The organism is Psychrobacter sp. CX10, from assembly GCF_057621575.2.
On record NZ_CM177736.1, the window covers coordinates 1,102,726 to 1,127,119 of the forward strand.

The following is a 24,394-nucleotide window of genomic DNA, read 5'->3' on the forward strand; positions in this document are numbered from 1 at the left end:
TTTCATAGTTTGTTTTCATAGTTCGTTTTATAATTGACCTTATAGGGTCACATCATAATCTAACAACAAGGGTAATAAAAGCAATCTAGATGACCAAAGATATCACTTTAAGAAAATCATAAGAATGAATGAGTGTTAGCGTGCTAAAAGCTCTGCAAAAACCTCATCTGGCATCATACTGCCGCCAGTTGCCCAAACGATATGTACGGCATTATCAACATGAGAGAAGTAGTTAACCCCAGCAAGACCAGCACAGGCTGAAGGTTCGAGTTTTAAATGTTCGGTGTCATAAATAGTTTGCATGTCATCAAGTAGCGTGTCGTCTTTTACAGTATAAAGGGCATCTAAAGAGCGCTGCATTGCCTGTCCTACAAAGCCCGATGCTCTGACGACAGCTAGACCGTCAGCGAGTGTTTTATTATTAAGTCCAATATCTTCTACACTAATGCCATTGTGCAAACCGGTATAAATCCCTAACAACATACAAGGCGATTGTACAGGTTCGGCAAAAACACAGTGAACATGATCTCCAAAAGCCAGTTTTAGTCCAAAAGCAACACCACCTGGACCACCGCCGACACCGCAAGGTAAATAGACATAAAGTGGTCTATCAGCATCTATCGTGATATCCATATGACTCAATTGATGCTTTAGACGCGCACCCGCTACTGCGTATCCTAAAAATAAGTGACGTGAATTTTCATCATCAACAAAATAGCCGTAAGGATTCTGCTCTGCTTGACGACGACCATTGGCAACCGCTTCGCCATAGTCTCCTTCATATTCAAACACATGAACACCATGATGTCTTAGTTTGTCTTTTTTCCATTGTTTGGCGTCTGCCGACATATGCACTTGCGCATTAAACCCCAATTTCGCAGAAATAATACCGATAGATAGTCCCAAATTACCTGTAGAACCTACCGAAATCGAGTATTGTGAAAAGAAAGTCCTGAATTCATCGGAGTCAAGCTTGCTATAGTTATCTGTACGGTTTAATAAACCATGATCTAAAGCAAGTCTTTCCGCATATTGTAATACTTCATAAATACCACCTCGCGCTTTAATAGATCCTGATATTGGCAACTCATTATCAGCTTTGATATAAAGAGTACCTTTATCTAAATCTAGGCCCAATCGGTGTTGTAAATGCGACGTTTGGTATAGGTTACTCTCGATAATACCGTTATTTGGAGAGGTTTCTGGAAACGCTTTTAGTATATAAGGGGCAAATCGCTCTAGCCTAGCATGTGTAGCATCCACATCTTCTTGAGTTAATCCAACATCTTCAATGGCTTCCTTAAAAGTTGTTAGCTTAGGATTGTGCCAACATACAGGTATCAAATCGCGCAACTTATTTAGCAGCTCATTTTCTTTATCTTTATAATGACTCAATAGGCTATGTGACACTTTATCCCCTTATAAGCTGTCATTGGACTGGCTAGTAAAATTGACATTAAAAATCAGCTATTAAATTGAGCTATTCAAAACTAGCTATGAAACCAAACTTAATAACACATTTCATATCTATACTATTTATATCTATACTATAAAATGCGTTAGAGCGAAAATATATAACCCAAAGGTGTTTAAGTTTATAATGACCTATTATACTGTTTAAAAACATACCGCTTATAATTAAGACTTAAAAATAACCCTAATAATAAACCTGAATTCTAAACAGACCTTATTAAGATTTAAACCATGGCAATAAGTTATTCAATCAAAAAATTCGATGAATTAAGTGCTGTTGATTTGTACTACATTCTTCAAGCACGCTCACAAGTATTTGTGGTAGAACAAAAATGCGTGTATCAAGATATTGATGATATTGATTTTGACTGTTTGCATATGGTTGCGCATAAGGATCAATCCTTAATCGGATACTGCCGTATTATCCTACCTAATACACCTATGCCATCCTCGCCTAGAACTGCAACCGACTACGCTACAGATCATAAGTTTGTCAGTAATGAGGATGATACTATAGAGGATTATAGCATCCAGTATGACAACCAATATGATGATCAGTATGGCAACCAGTATGACGATAGCACCGAGGTTATGCATTCTTATCAGCGACAAACGCCGCATACAAATATTGAGGGAGATTGCCGCATAGGCCGTTTGCTTGTAGTGGCAGAACATCGCGATACGGGGCTTGCACGTCAAATGATGACGCGTGCTATCAAGTATTGCCGCAGCAAATATAAAAAGAAGCCCATTAGTATCGCTGCACAAACGTATCTTGTCGAGTTCTATCAATCTTTGGGTTTTGAGCCTATATCAGGCGCATATTTAGAAGATGGTATTGAACATATCGATATGCGCTTAACCACACCAAAACGTAAGGCGATGTCACTACCGAAGATGGGTGAAGGCAGCGGATCTAACCTCATACTTAATATTTTGCTCTTAATCGTTGCTATTGGCATAGTCGGAACGCTATATATCTTAATTTAATAGGTTGTTATTCAGCGCATATTCTCAGTGCATGTTAAATGCTACTATAAGGTTAAATAAGAGTAGGAAACGCCCCAAATGCTATCTAAACAAGATCAACTAACAGAATTGGTTCGTGAACTTGAGACTAATAATCATGTGTTTGCGACAGACCCGCTGCTGATTACAGAAAAAATGCAAGATGAACCAGGCACAGCTATCGAAAAACTTCATAGACGTGCTAAGCGTGTTGATAGTAACGGGGCGTTATCTAATATTCTGAGTAGAATAGATGGTCGCATCAAAGGCATTATATTGATCATGAGTATACTTTGGTGTATCTCGGGATTTTTAGGTTTGTTTGCTTTATTACAAACCAATGTGGTTAACTTTTTTTATGTGCTGGTCTGCTTGTTAGGTTTCCATACCATCATGTTAGTCGGATGGATAATACTGACAGTGATAAATCGTGGCAGCCAATCACCCAGTATTGTTACAAGCTTTATAAGTCCCAAAGCACTTATTCGAGGTAAAGATGACGCGACTCAAGCTGCTGTAGCGCTGTATGATAAACAGCTCCATCATACAGGTATGCGGTGGTACTTAAGCCGTTTTAGTCACCAATTATGGCTGGCCACATTGACTGGCATGTTACTGGCCATAATTTTTCTGCTTATTGTACGTCAATACAGCTTTAGCTGGGAATCAACGTTGTTGTCTAATGAAGCGCTCGTTGGATTAACTCGTGTACTGGGATGGTTACCGAGTATGGTCGGTTTTGCTGTACCTGATTCTGAAGCTATCGTCCAGAGCCGATTGGCGACCGAAGCCATGCCATTATCGGTAGCTCGGCAATGGGCCAGTTTATTAATTGGCAGCTTACTTATGTACGGTATTGTTCCTAGAGCCATAGCTTGGGCGTTTTGCGCTGTGATGTTTAAACGTAAAAAAATGAAGCTCGATATCAATCGGCCGTATTACCAAAAGATATTAAGCTTTTGGCAACGCAAAGTGGTCGACGAAGATGATTTTGTTGAAAAGGTTCAACCCGTTGCACCAGTAGCTACAGTGACTAAGGGTAAAAAGCTCGTGGCCGTTTTAGAATATCCACCTTATGAGGAGGATTGGTATGTGGCTGCTGGCAATGAATTTATTCAAGATAATATTGAGCTATTTGGTATATTAGATGATAGAGATGACATGGACCGCATGGTTGAGTATCTCGAAAACAATGATGTTCAGGTATTGCTAGGGGTTCATGCCAATGCCCTGCCCGACCGCGGCACGATGCGTAAGCTTGATAATATTGCTAAATTTGCAAAGCAAGGTTTAATTGTTCAATTGCTTAAAAGTAAAGATCATGCCTTAGATATTAAAAAGACAGACAACACTCAAGACGCTGTTCGTCATAATCAGTGGCAAACAGCTCTAGCTGAACGACATATCGGCCTAGTAAATTAGGGCTAATAGATTAGTGCTAGTTGATTAGAACAAGTCAATTAGAACAAGTTAATTAGGATTGGATGATCAATGAATAATAATAAGCTTAATAGTCATATGGACGCTAATAACGGTGGTAATCACGACGTCAATAACGATAATGACACTAGTAGTACTGCTAACAAGATAGAACAAAAACCTAAAGTAGGGCTATTTAGTGATAAAGCCTTTGAACCTTCATCATCTCAAGTTACTGATAGCGAACGCAGTCATTTAAACTCCAATAACGTTCATTCTGCTGATCAAACTACTAGGCTTAGCGCCAATAAACAAGGCGGTTTATCGCAGAGCGAAAGCCATGTCAAGGCTGGGGCTATTGGTGATGCTAATCGAACTACAGCAGGTCAAGAGACATTAATTCAAAAAACAACAATTGCTGGCGGCGAAGCATTAAAATTAGCCGTGGTAGGTCATACCAATACTGGTAAGACCTCAATACTCCGAACCCTACTGCGTGATATGTATTTTGGTGAAGTAAAAGATGAAGCAGCCACAACGCGTCATGTTGAACGTGCTGTGATAAGCGACAGTAAAACTGAAGAAGCATTAGTTGCTTTATTCGACACCCCCGGACTTGAAGATGCGTCAGGGCTCATGGACTGGCTCGAGGATAATACTGCCAGTCGCCGTGATGGTATTGAGCGCCTACAACAGTTTTTGGCCAGTGATATTGCCATAAGTAATGAACAACTTGGTACTGTCGTTGATTCATTTGATGACTATTCACAAGAAGCTAAAGTTATCCGTCAATTGCTGGCAAGTGATATGGCCATCTATGTGATTGACGCTCGAGAGCCTGTACTGGGTAAATATAAGGACGAATTAACCGTATTGTCGTGGTCGGCTATACCCGTGATGCCCGTATTTAACTTTACTGACAGTCAAGACGCCAATATCGATGAGTGGCAAACCATGCTGGCACGTCGCAATTTGCACATATCTACTCGGTTTGATTCGGTGGCGTTTGAGTTTGAAGATGAGATGACGCTATGGTCTAACTTAGCCACCATGCTCACGCATTCTGAAACTTTGGACAGACTTATCGAAAGACGCCGTGAAGACTGGCATCAATTGTATGAACAGGCCACCATAATCATTGCGCATTTCTTAATAGAAGTCAGTGCTTATGTGCGCGAAATAGATGATGAAGATGACCCATTACCCGTATTAAATGAGATGCAAGAAGCGGTGCGTCAGTCAGAGCGGGCAATGCAAAGTAAACTTATGAACCTATATAAGTTCTACGACAATACCTCAGTTGTCACACCACTTGAACTCAATGAGTATCAGCAAGATCCCTTTGATCCAGAGCTGCTTAAAAGTTATGGACTACGCACAACATCGGGCGCTGCGGCAGGTGCACTGCTAGGACTAGGCTTAGATGCTGCAGCGTTAGGTACTACGTTAGGTTTAGGTGCAGCTATCGGTGGTATCGCAGGTGGTATATTGTCAAATACAAGTAGTATTGCTGACAAACTTACGGGAGTAAAACGATTATATATTGACCCCGCAACCATTACCTTACTTGCAACACGCTCGTTAGACTTGCTAGCATCACTGCGTCACCGGGGTCACGCGGCCAAACCTGGTACCCCAATTACTGAGCTACAAGAAACTACCCTACCGCCATGGGATCCAAATAAGTTACCAAGTGAGCTTAAAAAAGCACGTGGTAAACCCCAATGGAGTAGTCTTGCAAGTGGTAAAAGTGAGCATGCGATAGAGCTAAGAGCGGATGTGGCATGGTCCTTATCGTCTAAATTGAAAAAGTCGCGTAAACAGCCAAAGGCTTAGCTCTAATGCCATTTCGCGCACTTAGACGCACCTTAATTTAACGTACCTTAATTAAACGTACCTTAGTTTCACGAACTTTAATAGATTTAGACTGAATTGCCCTATTTAAAACGCGCCCAATATCATATTACCCCATACCGTTCCTTCACCATTATCATACCTGTCTAGCAAATCATAAAAGTATGTTTTAGCATCAATAGTATTGCTATTATTGGGCATTTGAGCACCATCAGGAAGCGACTCAAACATGGGGGCAGTCAATGACACATTAGAGTACCGTGTTAACGCCTCAAGTTTGACGTCTTTAAATGTATCATCATCACCATAGGTTGAAGCATCCATTTGGCGTTGAGCCAAATACCACGTTATACGTCGTTGATTATCTAGCCCATATACATTACGCCACACCCATTTATCTTTAGACATATCAGAATCACGCACAGCATAATCAACGGATTGGTTAATATCAAACCGTGGAGTTTCTTGAGTTTCATCGACACTTATGGTATCAGGCTCGGCAGTCAAACCTAGGAGACTAAATAAATTTTGGAATATAGCCAAACTATTTATGGTTGAGAGATCATCAGGATTAATATCCGTATTATTTTCGAGGAGTTGAGGGTATTTTTGAGTCATCTCTTTATGCAAGATAGCAGAATAGTTGTCTATATCTTCTTCAATTTTATTCTTAGGAATATTGTGTTCAATAATTACTGATGCCCTATTTAGATATGGCGCATGTTTATCATCAGGTTTGTTTGTGCCACTAAGTAATTGATTGGTGGATAAAAAACGATATTGATTGTGACTTGAATTAGCTTGAACTTCATTTTTAGCTTTAATATGAGCCATTATCAAATCTTGAGCAAAGATATCGGACAAACTTTCATCAACAAGATCTAGTTTTAACCATTTGTTTTGCATGCCCAAACCAAGATCTTTATCAAAATAATTAGATAAAATTAATGCGAGTGTATCCGCCCAAATATAAATCTCACCTTTTTTAGCATCAATATAAATCAAATCAGTTTTTGATAAGCTTAAATTGCGGCTTTTGTAAGCAAAGTTTGGAGCAATACTAATTTTACCTCGTAATGGTCGATAAACCCCTGAGGCCGTTATGCTCGTTGGATTAAATAAATAAGCATCTATCAGATTTGCTTTGCGAGCATCAAGTTTAGTATGCGAAGCATCATAACCGGGTAAAAACTCATCGTTCTCGTTATATTCGCTGGAATACTCGTACTCATCGTCATCATACTCATACGAGTTATCTGAGTCATTAGAGTATTCATCAAGTGTCCGCGCATCGTACCACTGGTCGTATGCTGCGCTGCAACTGAGATAATTATTCTTAATCACTGCTTCTTGAGCAGTATAAGAAGGGTCACTGTCTGATATGCCAGCAGCTTCAAATTCAGTAAGCAGGTCGGCATAGGCTTCATCATGCACATGTTCACAGTGAGTATTAGGATTGTCACTCATAGCAAGTTGATGCGACGTGGAATTAGCTAAATCTGCTCTTCTTTGATCATTCGATCCTAAAACGTTAACATGATATGCATAGCTACTTGTTCGCTGGCTACGTAGTGCTTCAATAAGCGTGGTTTTAGCTAATTGAGATTGATGCTGTGCAGGCATGCTTCCCGATTGAGTTAAGTGTGCAGTGTTACTATTTGGCACAGTTTGACATGCAGTCATGCTTAGGGGTATTAGAATAGACAAGGATGCCAGTTTTGTACCCGTTTTGGTACCCGTAGATAGATTGGTTTTATTAGATTGAGTTTTCATCGCTGACCTTAAATTTTTCATAGCTATTAATTAAAATAATCGTTTACGTTTCCGGCATCTTCGATAGTCACTGAAGGCGTATAGTCATCAGTATCAGATGCGTATTCTGAGTCGTCTATTGAATACTCATAGCGTGCCAAATTTGCTTCACGTAGTTTTTTATTGCGATCAGTTATTTTAGAGAACCAAGCATTACCATCGACACTATTAGGTAGTGTATTTTCGAAGGGAGTACCGAATGATTCTTGATACAAGCTATTAAGAGGGTGCGAATTAAATTGTCTTTTGTTATAGGTTGTTTGTTCTAAAATTGTTGTATTGGCTCCGAGGATATCCCCACTCATTGAAATCGCAGTTTGCGACCCTAATAAGCTGCCTTTGGCATCAAGATAGTAATAATTATTTTGGTTAAAACTGAACGGCGCGACAGCTTCAATAAGCTGAAAGAAGGAACCTAAATCAGAAGTATGAAATTTAGTATTCATATCCTGCCATTTGTTGATTGTCACATTGAAAATATCATAATCTGAGTAAAGTTCAGGATGTAAATCTACATATTCTTTTAACTGGTTGCCCATATGTTTAACAACAAAGCCAATTAGCTTTCCACTTTGATGACTATTGAGGTTAAGCTTAACAGCAGATCTAGCTCCTAAATTTTTAGCGTATTCATCATTCGAAATATCTAATGGCGTAAAGCTGCTCGCTTCAAGCTCAGTCAAACTATGCGCTACAGCGGCTATAAAAGCATCATATATGACTGTTGGGGGTATTTTTTGACTGATCTCATTAGGCAGTTTGAATGCGATAGTTGCAGCTTCAAGCTCTCCAGGAAGCGGTGTGTTCTCGGGCGATATAAGCGCCATTAATCCAAAAAATGCACTTGGATCGACCGTTAATTTAGCATGATTAAAATCAAGCGCAGCGGGAAGCTGTATTGAATAAGCTGAGGTAGGTGATACAAAATCGTAGCTATAGACGGTATTGACAGTCCGATTATTAGGATTAAAAGCGGTGACACGACTTAATAAGGTGTTTTTATTAATGTAATAATTCGCAGCTTCTAATTGAGCAGGTGTACGCTGATAATATTTATATAGCATATCTACAATTTCTTTAAGCTCCGAATTTTCCTCTACCTCATATTCGTCTTCACTATATTCACAATCACTATACTCATCTTCATCGCAGTAATACTCATCATAGTCGCCCTCATTATAGTCACCTTCATTATAGTCTCCTTCATAGTACACTTCTTCGTTAAGACCCTCATCGACATTTTCATCGTACTCCTCATAGTACGCATCATAGTACGCATCTTCGATATGGTATTGTTCATCGGCTACTAGCACACTATTAACATCTTCTACGGCTTGCGGCACTTCATAGTTATACTCATTGTATTCATCATGCTCATCGTAATCATCGTAATCATCGTAGTCTGATGAACTTGAATAATCTTCCGCAAAATCAACAACGTATTCCATAAGCGTTAAATAAATACTATCAGAGTTCTCATCAACACTTCCCTTTTTGATATAGGGACTGTCATGCATTCTGGTTAGTGATACTGAAACATGAGGACTATAAAGCTGCCTTTGCACTGCCTTAACTAACTTATCTTGTGCACTTATATCAGGATTGTTGTTTGGGTTATTTTCGAACTGAGACTCATAGCTTGCATAGGTATTTATAAGTTCGCGTTTATATTCAGCGGTGCTCGTTAGAGGCTGATCTAAAATATAATCATTAGTAGTATGGGGTTGATAACTGGTTTGACAGCCTGCTAACAATAAACTTACACCAATAAAGGGTAGAATGAGAAGGTTTGCAGACGGTAAGAAATGGTTAGACATGAATGGACGATTTTTCATAATATTTAGAAAATCCTAACAAGAATTGATGCTATGAATGACATAGTAACGAACATACTTATATGTTAATCAAATACGTCGTATTGAAATGTCAATAAATCTAATAAACAACAATTGTTTAACAACACAAAGTTTTAATTTTAGGGTACTATTACGAATTGATGACCTAATCATCTATCGTAATTATGTGTAACCTAAAAATAGTTAAGTTATATTAGCACAATATTTGACTACATTAAGTTACATTTAACTAATTATGAAAAATTCATAAATGTTTCTTTAACTATTCTTATTTAATTTAAAAGGACTTAAAATGGCTCACTATTTTGGATTTGAACCAACTGATAAACTTTCTAATATGATCGATGAAGCATATCAAAAAGTTGAGTCAGGTAGCACTGAACCATACTACCCTATACGTAATGATATCTCACAGCAGATAGGTTATGAGATTATTGAAAATCTATTGGTGAATCTAATTAATGTCATACCAGATGAAGAACGAAAAGCAAAAATGAAAAATATCGTTACTAAAATCGAGAGTGCGACTGAAACCATGCTCAATATCTTGCTTGGTAAAGATACTAATGAACAAGTCATGGTCAATATGCGCTATTTGGAAGAAGAGACCGTTTTTGAAGATAATGCAGGTGTTCGCCGTATTGGATTTCTGCTCGATGAAGATAGAGCTAAGACGATTATGGATGGTTTTGATTCAGTTACAGAAGATTCTGTTGACAAACATAAGCTCAAATCCGCATTAACCGCAATGAACCATGCTGTTGTCGATCATTTCATAGTACGTTTTTCAGAGACGCTACCTTTAGGTATGTTTAAACGCAAAGCAGTTCCTGTTGCAAGAGCAGGTATTAACAAAGCATTAGATATTGCTATTAATAAGCTTCTGCCAGAGCTACCTAATGATGCACTGAATAGACTCGTTAACTTCTATCGCACTTTTATTGTTGATAAGGATTAGGATCGTCTAAGTTATAAATCTAAATTTTATGTCTTAGTTTAACAGGATTAGCCCGAGTGGCTTATTCCTGTTAAAATACATCCTTTTATAACTACGTGTATATCTACTATGACCCAGATTAGCAATCAAGAGATAGAACAAACCCTTCGTAATTCAGAATGTTTGATAAGTAGCATCGAAGTTGCTGCCGCCTATGAGCGTTTAGCAGCCCAGCTAAACCTTCATTATGCAGGTTTGAATCCCATCGTTATGGTCGTGATGAATGGTGGATTAATCCCAGCTGGTCAGTTGTTAACTCATTTAACTTTTTATCATCGCATGCATTATATTCATGCGACGCGCTATCGTGACAACGAAGGTACCAATGAATTATCATGGCAATTCAAACCAGATGTTGATATTACTGACGAGCATGTATTATTAGTTGATGATATTTTTGATGAAGGTATTACTTTAAAAGCTATTGTAGAAGAGCTTGAAAAGGAAAAACCTGCTTCAGTAGATTGCTGCGTCCTATTAAACAAACAACATGATCGCAAAGTAAAAGATTTTGAAGTGGACTTTGTAGGTCTTAATGTTGACGATCGCTATGTCTATGGCTGTGGCATGGATTTTCACGGTTACCTACGTCATCTACCTGGTATCTATGCGATTAAAGAAGAAAAACTACCTTAGTTAGCGTTTTAATATTTTAAATAATTGTATCTAGTACATATTAGAGTACATAACAGTTTTAAATAGTAATATGCGAATATTAATTAGCACCTAGCTTTATGCTTAGGTGCTTTTTTTGTTGTGACGTAATGACTTAACATGTGAGTTAATAAGCAATTTGGGAATTGCTATTTATGTCATAAATTGCAATCCTAATCCAGTGTGCCTTTCTGTTGGGGTTTGGATGGCTGTTTCAAAAGCTGCCTTAGTGCTATATATCGTGACTTGTTTTTTGGCACGAGTGACGGCGGTATATATTAATTCTTTGCTCAATAGCCTTGCATGGTTTGTATCGAAGGTAATAGCAACATGATCAAATTCTGAACCTTGAGACTTATGTATGGTCATCGCATATGCGGTAGAAACCAAATCCTCATTGAGTAAATTAACCGCAATTCCTTGGGTCTTGTTTTCAAAGAAAACCTCTAATTGACTACCCTCCCCCTCAGTTAACAGACAAATCCCTATATCTCCATTAAACAATCCCAATTCATAATTATTTTGCAATACCATTATTGGACGACCGTGATACCAACGACTATTACCAAGAGGTAGCTTTAAACTTGTGATATGCCAATTCGTAAGATAGGCATTAATATTGTCATCTCCCCAATCACCATGATGACCTGCACTCAGTATTCGGAATCTATTAAACGCTGTCATTAGTTCAGAGATAGTCGAAGTGACCTCTATGGGTATGGATTTTTCGATAGGTGTGTTTTGTAATTTTTCGATTTTTAATAAATATTCTTTATATTGATTAGAAAGCGACACTAAATGTTTTTTATTGCTTAGGCTATTTGTTTCATCTTTATTATACTCTTGCGTAGTCTGTTTGGAGTTTTGCTGCTTCGATGCTATTGAAGGACTATTACTTGAAGAACTAGTACTTGAAGAACTATTATTGAAAATAACCGATTGAAAACTTAAAGATGGATCACTGTCTATCAGTTGCCATACTTGATGAACGTCAGTCGATGGATTATTAATTTGAGCGGCAAGCTTACCTATACCAGACTCAGAATCAAATCTTTTACTGTCTTGCAGCTGAACATGAATCTGACTTAGCATAGGTATATGACATAGATCGGCTAGCACAGCGCCCGCATCAACTGCTGCTAACTGGTTATCATCGCCTAATAGAATGAGTCTGGCTTCAGGTTTTACTGCGCTTACTAAATAGTTGGCAAGCTCTACCCCAAGCATAGACGCCTCATCAACTATTATAATATCCTCACCCAAAGGATTATTGGCATGATATCTTGGCCTTCCATCACGGCCTATTCCTAGTAGTCTATGGATAGTTTTGGCTTCTTGCAGCTGCACCTCAACATTAGCGTGATTTAAAGCGGCTTGTAAGGATTCTTGCATTCGCTGTGCCGCCTTACCCGTAGGTGCTGCTAAAGCCAACCCTGCATTATCTGTACTAAATCTAATTGTAGGCGACTGCTCTGCTGATTTAGAACTCTCCTGCATATCTTGTGCTTGTTGTAGGGCTATAACCAGCTGTGCAACGGTATAGGTCTTACCTGTGCCAGGGCCGCCGGTAATAATGCTAAAAGCGTTTTTATTGGCAACTTGTACTGCTGCCACTTGTTCTAAATTTAAATTATCTGGTATTTGTATCGGTAACGGTGTTACAGGCTTGTTCAAAATATTGATAATGTTGTTGGCCAGATTGTACTCTGCTTGCCAAGTTCTATGCAGCCAAAAAATCAAAGTGTATTCGGTAGGTTTAGCTGAATTTAATTGTAGGGATTGATATATAATTGGTGTTTGATTTGCAGTATTTTCGAATGATTGATATGAATTTTTGCTTAGGCTATTTTTTATTTTATTCGTTTTGTTATTCTTCATACTGTCTAATGAAGTCGTATTAAACGAGAATAAGGGTTGTCTAGCAACGATGTGTTGAAAGTTTTTTAAACTATCTAAAGATGTAATCAAACGGCCGTCAATATAATTAAGCTGTTGCATTAACTCGTAATTGTGTTTAATAAGTGTGAACCGTTCAACCAGATTAGCTTTTTCACTTTTAGATAAATTAGATTGAAGCCATAATTGAGTCCCCCTACTCAACAACGTATCAATCAAGTTATAAATAGGAGCGCTATCTCGACTTTGTTGAATACTGAACGTCTTATTCGAGGCTATTATTGAGCTATCTACAATATCATATAAGGGTCCCGCTAATATATCTAATAGTTTAATTTGCCACTGATAAAGACTTACAGTTTCTTGTCCAACTAAACCCTGAATTGGAGGCTCACGATCATACGCCTTTAATATTAAGACAGTATGACCCTCTTCCAGTTGTTTTACTAAAGTCATAAATATTGACTTAAATAACCAGTCATGGGTATTAAATGCAAGCTCAAAATCTAAACTTACATAATCTTTTAGTGATATGTCATCAGTTTCATTAGTACTGTCTGCTTGTGAAGTTACGCTTGCTTGAGTAGTAATACTTGTTTGCGAGGTTGCCGTATCTTCATTAACATACGCTGAATACGTTTGCCGTCTTCGCATTATAATATAATCGCTCACAGTGCTCGCCCAACTAACTTGAGAATTATTCACTTTGCTATTCAATTTGTTATTAGTGTTGCTATTTTTTTTATTCTGCATGTAAACGTTATATCCTACCTTCAAATTGTTTTAACTAATTTATCAAACTAACACTTAGACTTTTATACGTTATCTTTTAAAACATTTATTCCACTATGCACTTATTTTTATAAGCTCATTATCTTATTAAAAATTACTCATTGATTATGACTCATTGGGGCTTACCAAAAAGATGGTCTAAGGCTTTAACAAATTCTATAGGTATATCCCACGTTACCAAACCGTAGCGCCCATCATCAATACTATTGTTTAGCTCATTTGCATCTAACCCTAAGCTTTGATCATTATTAAGATCGTAAGTACCACGCAAAAACACATACTCTACTGGACCTAAATATTTATGTTCGTTACCAATGTAGTCTTTAATTCTTATTGTTAAAAAACGATGCAAAGCGACTTGATATATAGCAGCTTGAAGCCAATAGCCTGCTTTGCTCATGGCATGTTTTAAAGAATTTTGGGAATAATTGCTTAGGCTATTTCCTAGATAGTTACTTTTGTAGTCGACAACATAAAACTTACCTTCATGCTCATAGACCAAGTCGATCTCTCCCCTCAAGTATCGATATAGACCTTGATTGACTTGAGCAATTAAGCTGACATGTTTATCAGGCTCATCACTCAAATATTGTTTAAACACTTTGGTAATAGCTTGTGCTTTGAAGTTCTCAGATAGTCCCATATTGAAGCTCATTTCTGCAAAGCGTCTATTAGGTGCAATGTCTACCAAACGCTGATTTGACGCCATAAGAGGTGTATGTAAGACTTCTTCAATCCAATTTTGTAAGGCTTCGGGCTGCACCCCGTCAATATCAATATTTATTGAGTCTTGTTGGTTTTGGTCATGAGCATGATGTGGATTATCAATTATGTTGTTAGCAACATTAGTATCTGTATCAGCGATATGAGCTAAACTTAACGTGCGCAGCTGCTGCTCAGTGCTGGTATAGACCAACGGTAACTGATAACTGCTAACTGCCCTATCTATAACAGCGGACCATAATTGATTATCATTAAAATCTATTTTTTCAAAAACCTCATGCAGAAAAGTACCTGCATTAGCGCCGCGCACAAAGCTAAAGCGAATATCATCTGCTGGCTTAATTTCACTGGTATCTACATGTGAAATAACAGGTAGATTTGAATCGTTTGTTAGTAGTTCAGTTGTTTGATCAGACGCTATAGCACTGATATCGATTTCGGTGGCGTCGTCAATTCGCTCATCAGCTATCGCTAGGGCTTGAGTGGATTCATCTAATTGACGTGCCAGCGCGGTAAAACTAGTTTTAGCCCAACCAAAGAAGTATTGTTTTCGCATAACTTCTGCAAAAGGCTGATACTCAATAGGTTTAATAATAGGCGCATTAGTTTGTTCTAATTTTACTTGTTGGGTATTGTTGCTTTTATCTTTGTGTCTAACATTATGTCTATTTTTGTGTCCCGCCTTAACTAAATCTGACTCTGAATTCGTAACCGTACCGGCATCGCTATAAGCATAGATATTAGAGGCTCGAATCATGCCAATATGTTGAATTAGCCTGTCGGGTATTTCAAATTTGGCTTCATCTGAATCAAACCAATAAAACATAGGTTTTAAATCCATATACTTTTTATCTTTTGGGTCTTGTAAGACGATATAAAGCTGTTCACTGGCGCGAGTGAACGCCACATAGCCTAACCTTCTGAACTCATCGAATCCTTCTTGGGTTTCGATATCAGTATAATAGCTGTCATCAGTTGACGTGCCTTTTATTGGTGAAAACCTTCGATGATTAGAGGATGTTTGAATTAGAGATGGCTGAATCAAAGTTGGCTGACTAGAAGAAGCCGCATTTGAAGCAGCTTGTCGTGCGTTGTATAAATACAGTCCATACTGTTCTTTGTTACCTGATTTACGACTTGCTTTATCCATACCCAGCACATAGACAATTGGGAACTCTAGACCTTTAGACTTATGAATGGTCATAAGCTGAACCCCAGAGTCCGTAGGAAGAGGATACTGCTTCGCCCAATCACTACTGGGCGCAGCTTCTATATTTTGCCTAAACCAACTTAGCAGCTCATGCTCTCCCATGCCGGCGCCGTATTGAGCCAAGACATCAGTAACCTGACGCAAATCCATGATGTGACGATCACCTTCTGGTAAGGCTGCAAGCGATTGCCATACGCCCTGAGGTTGAATTGGACTTTTATCAAACAAATAATGGAGTGCTGATAAAATCCCGTAATCCTGCCAATTAAGTGCGCCTTGCTTTAGATAGCTAATAAAGTCCTGATAGCTTTTATAGTCATTATTCTTATCGCTATTGTTCTTATTAGAAGCATTATTGCCAATAGGTGAATGATTGAAAGTTGCCTCAGCCTGCTGTGGTACCCCCGATTCGTGATCTGTCATCATTGCTTGAACTTGACTTATGCTCAGTCCGTATAGATGACTGGTCAACACTCTATTAATCATGTCATGCCGATACGGATATAACATTGCGCTTAGTAAGGCAGCCACATCTTGTGCCATCACCGTTTCAAATATACTCACATCACTGGTAGTTAAAGTAGGTACTTTAAGCTTAATGAGCTCATCCTCTACCCGTTTTAAATCTTTTCTGGCTTTTGCTAACACGCCAATGTCACTTGGCTGAATTGGCTTTCCTTTTAAGGTTTCACCGCTGTTTAATAAAGCAGCGATATGCCGTGCTGTTGTTTCATGTTCATCAATCTCACTTTCTTTATCGTATGGCAGATGAATGATACTGGTTGGCTTCGCGGACAATACATCCTCAATTAATGAGCCATTATTGACTTTATTTGAATCAAACCAAGACAGTTCACTCTTAGTGTTATGGGCTTTGATATGCTGATAATAGATACCCTCACCCAGCTGAGCCAATTTATTGTTTTTAGAGTTTGACTTAGGCATTCCAAACCAATGATTTAAAGAATCAATCAAGCCGCTATTGGATCGGCGATTAATATCCAGGGTCCATATATTCTTATGATCAAATTTATTCTTCATGTGATTGTAGTTGGCAACATCACCACCGCGAAACCCATATATCGCTTGCTTTGGGTCACCGACTAAGAGTAAGAATTCATTATTGGCGCCTGCTTTTGATTGATTATTTGATTGATGTTTTGCCAGATAAATACTTTCAATCATGGTCGCTTGTTCGCCATTAATATCTTGCGATTCATCTATTAAAGCCACAGGATAATGATGACGAATATAACGCGCTAATTTTTGACCTTGCCTCCCCGTTAATGCGTTATTTAATCTCACCATCTGTAGCCCAAAAGTAGTCTCTGAGCGCTCTTCTAACGTAATTGGTAAAGTCTCTCGTACGGTAAGTATTATTTTACGATTAAGGTTAGCTAGTAAAAAATTAATATACTGATCTAAACCTTCTACCATATCAACAATAGACATCAATAGGTCTATGGTTTGAAGCTCATAAAATTGCTGATGCTGTTTTTCTTTATTCTTATTAAAGTTTTTAATCTTACCCTCATCTGTAGGGTATCTTGCATTAATCAAAGACTTTAAAAATTTAACAACATCCTCGTTTAAATAGCTTTCAAAAGCTAGTTTATGTTCCTTAATTTGCTGATGTATATCTAGTATTGAGTCAAATCGCGTATGTAAGCTTGAGCGACTATTAAAACCTTGAGACTTTCTGTAATCAGGATTCAAATAAGGTTGGATATCGTTTAAATCGTGCTGCGCGAACCTATCTAGTAAACTTTCGAAAATCTGAAAGTTGAATCCGTCTACAATAGGCACCTCATCAATAGGTGCAGAGAAGAAGTTTAATGACCGTGACACGTATTTCTTATGACTATCCACATCTGTCAAAGCGCCTTTTTGAGCCATCAGCATATACATCTTAGGCTGCTCATGATATAGCATACTTTGAAACTTACGCAGCTCATCGTGAATAATGCTGTCAGTTACCTGCTCAATCCTGGCGTCTTCTATAATTGACATATTCTGCTGATGACCAGTCTCGCTACTGTATTCAGACAACCACTTTTGCGCAAGGCTGTCTAATGTACCTACGAACAGCTGATCCAAAGTGGTTAGTACTAATGCTGTACGTTTTATTGCCTCAGTTAAGGAGTACGTTTTAGTATTGTCTAATAGATAACTAATCAAATGAAGGTTAATCGGATCTTGCATGATTGAATCTAGACGAGCTGATGATGCTTGATTTATCAACCAGTCCGTTCGATGTTTTTGAGCTTGTAATTTTAATTGTTTCTGTGAATTTTCATCATTATAGGCAGCATCGTTTTTGGTTGTTTTGTTGAATGTTTTGATTGTTGATAAGTCGTTATTTGATGCGCCATTTTTTGATAGATTATTTATATTAGTATTATTACCACGTTTTTTAGTATTATCTTTAGAGCCTTTATGAGAACCATCTGAGCTTTGGGGAACGATCTGCAGAATATCTGGATATAAATTTGCTAGGTTATCCTTATTAGCACTTAATCCCTTTATCCATTGCAACAACTGATAAAAGTCTACAAGACGATCATGTATACGTTGTCTCATTTCAGCTGCTGCAGCACGCGTAAACGTGGTGGCGATTATTTGCTCTGGGGCACGCCGAGCTTCAATAAGTAAACGCAGAACAATACCAGTTAGCGTCCACGTTTTGCCCGTACCTGCTGAAGCTTCTATTAAATGCTGACCTGATAATGCCACTTCAACAGCAGGAACCATTTCGATTTTAGAATCAATATCTATCGAGTTCGAGTTTGAATTACTCACGTTATCTAGAGTGTGGGTAGTGGTTTGGGGATCTGATAAACTACGATCTTCGCTCATTCTAGACCCTCTAATCGGCTATACATTGGTTCGTATAATGACTTAGATAATTGATTCAACGATGCCGTTAAAGCTTTGAAAACATCCTGATCTCGAAGTAAATATTGCCATATTGGATGCTGCGAACAGGTGTCATATATTGTGTCATTGCCATAATTAGGGGATAGCCATTCCGCAAAATCTGAACGATTGGGCCAATAATTGCCTTGATCTTTATCAATAGCCTTTTGATACTTTTCTAAGTATAGCAAGGCATACTCTGGTAAAAGTGTCATAGGCATAACACTGGCAAGCTTACCGAAGATAGACCACTTTATTAGCTCTGCAACTGCTTGTTCATAGGGTACGGGCTTTAGCATAAAGGTTGTACAAGACTTATAAGCGTCTAACTTTGAGCTGCTTTTATTAAAGCGCCAAATACTTATACCATCATTTGATGCCACTTGATTCACCGTTGTCTGCCTAGCCACTTGCCAATACAGATGTGATAACCAAAACTTTAACAGATGGCGGGGACTTGCGGAGTTAGGTAATATATTAAGCCACTGTTTTGGTGATTGCTGCGCATAACTCAGACCGGACTGCTTGTATCCAGATTTTGACCTTGTTAATTCTTGATTAGTTTCTGATAAGGACTCTAAGTTTAATTTAAAAGGTACCAACCCTTTTATCTTGATAACATCAGGTAACCACTGTCTCCAATTTTCTACATTATTCTTCAGTTGATTATCGGTCAATTGATTCATGATAGAACTCAATTCAATGCGAACAGGGTGTTCAGCCGTAGGTGCTATAAGATTAGATATAATATTTGACCTATTATTATTATTTGAATGACTAGTGTCAGAAATGAGCTCAGACTCATCAGCGACATAATCAAGTTCTATATGTTGTTTAGCGCAATAGTCTTCAATCTGATGTCTAAATTGCAAACATTGCTGATTAAGATGTTGAACTTCATTAGGTATTGTGGTTTGACGTGCGACGCCAGCTGGCATTATATTTTGAAAGATCAAGACTTGCTGTGCTACGGACTTTGTTTCTAAGTCATGAGATGGCTCAAATTCCATTCTTGATAAATTAAGAATTAATTGTTCTTTGATTTTATATGCGGATAAATGGTCTAAAAATAATGGTTCCTGCGCCGCCAATGATTCTTCCCCTCGAAGTACATGCACTTTTTGATGACGTAAAAAGGCTTTTGCGGGATGGCGGACCTGATATATAAGGTCAGATTCAATATCAATCTCTGTAATATTAAATAATAACGTTGCTAGGCTTTGCTTTTCTAAGTTGTCTTTTTTTAAACTGGCTTTTTCTAAATTGGCTTTTTCTAAATAGGTATTGCCAGCTAAATTAAACATATTCATTAATGCAGATAAAACCTGATTATCAAGCTTACCAAGCTGACCGCTATGATTTCCCAATAGTTCAGCAATAACTTTGTATTCTTTTTCAGTAATCAACTTAACCCGCTGCAAAGATTTAACCGAATTACGCGAATTTAACGTATCAAACACTGCCTGCCATATAGGTGCAGGTGGAAACTGCTTTTTTTGTTCAAGTTTAGTTTTAGCCATTGCATGATTTAATATTTGATCCAAATCTTGCTCTATTGCTTCTTTAGTTTTTACAGCGTCATTATTTGAAGCTTGGAAAAGGTCAGTCTGGACGTATTGAATGACTTTCCTATCAAATGCTGACTGACCTTCACTATCATAGCCTTCTGAATCAGTCTCTTCTTGAAATAAACTGTGATGAAAAGGCAAGGCAGGATGCTCAGTTACTAACCACTGTTTTACTAACCGTGGTAGCGATTGCTTCAAACTTTCAGCTGTCGCATCAACTTGTTCGGGTAATTCTTGCAACGAATTTACCTGCCACTGCACCTCTCCTTGTAAAAACTGTAATAACTCGCTTACTGGATTGGCTGGTAGATGCTCATGCGTATCAGTTAGACTTTGTCCGTTATAAAATATCCAACATCCATTTCGCGCACATAGCAGCGCATCTAAAAATGCACCATTATCGTCATCTTCACTGACCCTATCGCCGCGGCGCGCAATAGTTGCTTTCATCAAATCATATCGATTATCACGATCTCGATTCGGAAATTCTGACAGATTCATATTGAGCATGACGACCAGCTCAAAGGGTACGTTTCTGAGTGCGCCAAAGCGACCAAAGGTAATGACGCCAGTTGGCTCAGCACTAACTTGTTGACTCTCAAGCTCAGCCTCGATACTGTCGAGCATAAAGCTTAGCTTTAATGGGAGCTTTTCAACCTTAGCAAGTTTGGATTCCAACTCTTTATCATTTAAATCTGCACCCGTATCATTGGTAATGGTATCGGTGTCAGCCGTTGCTGATGCGTATTGCTGATAATGACGGTTGGCACGTAGGCTGGATTTAAACCCATTCATGGCATTATATATGGCGCGCATACTTCGAGTCTGATCGACTTTTTCAAAGTAGCGATGTATCACATTGGTTTCAATTTGAGACAACCACTCTTCTGCTTTGAACTTAACTTTATATTCATAACGGCGCTCATTTAGCCCTATAAAGATAAGGCATAAAGCTTCGATAATAGGCGCATCATTAAGACTAACTTGAGGCAGGGGCAAGCTTTTTTCTGCAATGGCAGAGCATGGCCATTGATTTTCTTCAATAGGGTATAAACAGTCGGTAATTTCAGCTTCTGGCATAAGTAAACCTAAGCTCAATCGATCCAACGCCCAAGCGAAGGTAGATCGATAATCGAAATCTTTATTATCTAACGTTTGCTGAAGATGACGCTCATCAAAACCACGTATAAATCCAGCCTCAACCAGTAAATCACAACCCCGACTCATCTGATCATGAGTCAGCCCAAAGTTTTCAAATAATGGTGGCAACATTAGCCAATCCAGTACTTCAGCGGCCTCGAAGCGAGCACTGTCACTACCAAGAAGTTTATAAAAGCCAATAACGGCTTCCCACAACTGACGAATAGAGGCATCTACGACACCGGTCACTTTTGCGGGCAAGGTTAACCCATCTTGTCCTTTACCACTGACAAAAATGGAGCTAATAAGAGCATGATGGCGCTCTACATCGGGTAATAAAACAACGATATCAGAGATGTGACGTATTTTCTCATCGGGTTTGGTAGGTTCATTAAGCCAGCGTCCAATCATAATGCGTAAGACTTCAAGCTGGCGCTGTAGACTATGACATGAATGAATAGATAAACTGTTATCTTGAGCAAAATTCCATTGTCGATGCTTTGAAAATCGTTTGTTCTTTAAGGCCTCTTCTTCATGCCAAGGGGTTTGATTAGATGAGTTTGAATCGTCTGTAGATTGGGTTATAACTGAGTCATTGTCTTGTCCGATTTGCTGACTAATAGACTTTGAGACAGTAACTGCGGCAGCTTGCTGAGTTCCGCGTTCATCAAGCATCAACACATCATGTTGCAATCGGCGTAGAAGACTTGGCTCGTTATCTAATTTAAAACTATGCTGAGCGTCATCTGAATTAACAACTCTAGTCTCATCTATATCATCTAAACTATCCTTAAATTCAACGTTATCATGAGTCATATAACTTGTGCTAAAGTCGTCATTAAAATCATCATGCCAATCAACCACAGCATCTTCAAACTGCTCATTACCTGATAAATTTGCAAGCATAGCAAACGTATCGCGAGACTGCTTGCCTAAGCGAGATAATAAACTATGACCATAATCCCGAAGAAACACACTCTCAGGATTGATGATTTGTTGACGCTGCAACCAAGACTTATCGACAATATCTGCCCAGAACAGCTGTGAAGGATTGTAATGCAGTAATGTAATGTCCATATAAAGTGACAACTGCTGTAAAAAATCAAGCTCAGTTTGCGGCAGTTGTTGTATGGTGAATATACGCAGCTGTTTTGGCAGCTTATCCCGCTCGCCTGCATTATTTGACTCTAGCGCCTTCCAAAATTGCTTTTCTAAGGCCACTCGGTATTGGTGTACATCAGCGAAAAGATTAAACCACAAAAACCGCTGCGCCTCTTCAAGCTCTGCATAATGATCGACCAGCCAATAAGGTGTCCCACGCGAATATTCATCAAAATGCAGCGACAAGGCATCCTTTTCAGCTATCATCTGTTCTACATCAAGCTTTTTATTAAACGACCACTGCTGTAACCAATCTTCTCTATGGGTCAGATAGCGATTAAATACCCGCGCCAAATCATTCGCCAGCTGCCACAGTCTTGAATCTTGTTGAGACTTAGCAGAAGAGGTTAAAGAAGAGGATTTAGAGATGCTAGATTGTGTAACTTGAATCCTCGCTTCACCATTCACATCTGACTGCGCTTGTGTGTCATCTTCAGTATCAGTTCTAATGTTGGTTTCAATTAAAGCATCCACAATGGCATTTAAAGGGTGTTTGTTATCACGAAGAATAAGCGGCAAATAATAAGTTAGATAGCCAAAGATGCGCCATTGCATCACTGTGGGTGAAAGTACCGCAACTTCGGGTACATTTAAGGTTTTTGCTTCTGAATCTTGACTCAGCAGATATGAATTATGACAACTTAATACCTCTTGCATCAGCGTCCACTGATATTGACCCCAAAACTTAGTCATTACCAACGTACTAATCCCTGCTCGACTGGCTATGGTTTTATCAAGCCAATCACCTAATACCATTGAGGGTACAATAACCACATACGGATCAAAAATAGACTGCTGCTGTGACTGATATTCTTCGAGCAGACGCTCTACCAGATTTTCAGTGCGGTGAGATTGGATGATTTTGAACATAAGTTGTTTTTCTTTTTTATTTTGGCCTAACTTGTTGTAGCATACCTAATAATTAAGCATATATGAGCTAAATTTTAAATAATGCGTCAATAAATGTCGTATAGTTAGCATCTGATAAATTTAATTGTATTTAGGGTCTGTTGAACATTCAAATATTAGGACTGCTAATAGCTACCAAACAATCAAAACTGTGTTCTAAACAAAGCGTAAACCGACGATAATGCCCGAAGCGTATTGGACCTTAACTAGGTTTACAACAACGTTTGGGGCAATTTTAGCATCAGCCTCACTCGAGCACAGCTCTCGCCTTGCGAACGTGAGCGAGGATATAGCAAAGCATTGCTTTGTCCGAGCACAAGACGAGAGCTATGCTCAAGGTTAAGCATTGCTTTGCTTAATACGTTCTCAGGGGCGGGTCTATTTTTTGTCAATATATTGTGACTTTCAATAATTAGGAGTTCTAACTTAGAATAACTAAGTGTCTAAAACTTCCCTGCATATTGCCTAAAAAATAACCGCCGTCAGTTTAACATTTGAATGTTCAACAGACCCTAAAACTTGATTGATCCGCAATCTTTAGTGAATAAACCTTATGGCAAACACGAAAAAGTCTATTTATTTTTATTTATTAGTAATAAGTGCTGCGCTTATTCTACTTCTTATAATAGTCATTGGTATATTGTGGCTAAATAATAGGCAAACGTCCCACCCATTGCCCATTGACGTTATCAATATTAATGCTATTAAATTTAATGAGTTTCATCGAGGGTGATTTACTGATAGAACTGCCTATAATGGTGATGATAAGATTAGTTTAAATAGCAAAACTTGCCGTAAATACCGTCAGCAGGTAAAATTTAGAACACAAATTAACAGCTCACACTTTAAAAAAGTATAAATTAATTGTTTCTTTGGTGCTTATAGCTCAACAGGATAGAGCAGTCGCCTCCTAAGCGATCGATCGGGGTTCGAGTCCCTGTAAGCACACCACTTTATATACTTAGACAATTTAGTATTTTAAAAGGTTTATTTATCAATTTTGAAC

The 24,394-nt window shown here is 38.4% G+C and carries 11 protein-coding genes and 1 tRNA gene; 6 read left to right on the plus strand and 6 right to left on the minus strand.

Features of this window, described 5'->3' with window-relative positions; genetic code table 11:
• Positions 1-135 precede the first annotated feature (135 nt).
• Complete coding sequence (dsdA, locus tag AC21OH_RS04310; protein WP_487370382.1) at positions 136-1,410, minus strand: D-serine ammonia-lyase; 1,275 nt, start codon at positions 1,408-1,410, stop codon at positions 136-138.
• Positions 1,411-1,704: 294 nt separating this feature from the next.
• On the opposite strand from dsdA, the gene AC21OH_RS04315 reads away from it, so the two are divergent.
• The 3 genes from AC21OH_RS04315 (at position 1,705) to AC21OH_RS04325 (ending at position 5,736) form a co-directional block, all read left to right on the plus strand.
• Complete coding sequence (locus tag AC21OH_RS04315; protein WP_487370381.1) at positions 1,705-2,463, plus strand: GNAT family N-acetyltransferase; 759 nt, start codon at positions 1,705-1,707, stop codon at positions 2,461-2,463.
• A gap of 78 nt (positions 2,464-2,541) precedes the next feature.
• Positions 2,542-3,903 (plus strand): DUF2868 domain-containing protein, encoded by a 1,362-nt coding sequence (locus tag AC21OH_RS04320; RefSeq protein WP_487370380.1) that lies wholly within the window; start codon positions 2,542-2,544, stop codon positions 3,901-3,903.
• A 69-nt stretch (positions 3,904-3,972) separates the two neighbouring features.
• Positions 3,973-5,736, plus strand: a complete 1,764-nt coding sequence (locus AC21OH_RS04325; RefSeq protein WP_487370379.1) for a DUF3482 domain-containing protein — start codon at positions 3,973-3,975, stop codon at positions 5,734-5,736.
• Between the two features lie 105 nt (positions 5,737-5,841).
• On the opposite strand, the gene AC21OH_RS04330 is transcribed toward AC21OH_RS04325, so the two are convergent.
• Positions 5,842-7,527, minus strand: coding sequence for a hypothetical protein (locus AC21OH_RS04330; RefSeq protein ID WP_487370378.1), 1,686 nt, complete (start codon positions 7,525-7,527; stop codon positions 5,842-5,844).
• Positions 7,528-7,553: 26 nt separating this feature from the next.
• Positions 7,554-9,401, minus strand: a complete 1,848-nt coding sequence (locus AC21OH_RS04335) for a hypothetical protein (protein ID WP_487370377.1) — start codon at positions 9,399-9,401, stop codon at positions 7,554-7,556.
• Positions 9,402-9,714: 313 nt separating this feature from the next.
• On the opposite strand from AC21OH_RS04335, the gene AC21OH_RS04340 reads away from it, so the two are divergent.
• Both AC21OH_RS04340 and AC21OH_RS04345 read left to right on the plus strand, forming a co-directional pair.
• On the plus strand, positions 9,715-10,380 hold the full coding sequence (locus AC21OH_RS04340; RefSeq protein ID WP_487370376.1) for a hypothetical protein: 666 nt from the start codon (positions 9,715-9,717) through the stop codon (positions 10,378-10,380).
• Positions 10,381-10,488: 108 nt separating this feature from the next.
• Positions 10,489-11,055 (plus strand): hypoxanthine-guanine phosphoribosyltransferase, encoded by a 567-nt coding sequence (locus AC21OH_RS04345; RefSeq protein ID WP_487370375.1) that lies wholly within the window; start codon positions 10,489-10,491, stop codon positions 11,053-11,055.
• A 171-nt stretch (positions 11,056-11,226) separates the two neighbouring features.
• On the opposite strand, the gene recD is transcribed toward AC21OH_RS04345, so the two are convergent.
• The 3 genes from recD to AC21OH_RS04360 all read right to left on the minus strand — a co-directional run bounded on the left by recD (position 11,227) and on the right by AC21OH_RS04360 (position 23,349).
• Positions 11,227-13,722 (minus strand): exodeoxyribonuclease V subunit alpha, encoded by a 2,496-nt coding sequence (recD, locus tag AC21OH_RS04350; protein ID WP_491140148.1) that lies wholly within the window; start codon positions 13,720-13,722, stop codon positions 11,227-11,229.
• 151 nt (positions 13,723-13,873) lie between these two features.
• Positions 13,874-18,445, minus strand: a complete 4,572-nt coding sequence (locus AC21OH_RS04355) for a UvrD-helicase domain-containing protein (protein WP_487370393.1) — start codon at positions 18,443-18,445, stop codon at positions 13,874-13,876.
• A 101-nt stretch (positions 18,446-18,546) separates the two neighbouring features.
• A complete protein-coding gene (locus AC21OH_RS04360) occupies positions 18,547-23,349 on the minus strand; it encodes an exodeoxyribonuclease V subunit gamma (protein WP_487370373.1) in 4,803 nt (1,600 codons plus the stop codon).
• A gap of 914 nt (positions 23,350-24,263) precedes the next feature.
• On the opposite strand from AC21OH_RS04360, the gene AC21OH_RS04365 reads away from it, so the two are divergent.
• Positions 24,264-24,339, plus strand: a tRNA-Arg gene (locus AC21OH_RS04365).
• The last annotated feature ends 55 nt before the right edge of the window (positions 24,340-24,394 follow it).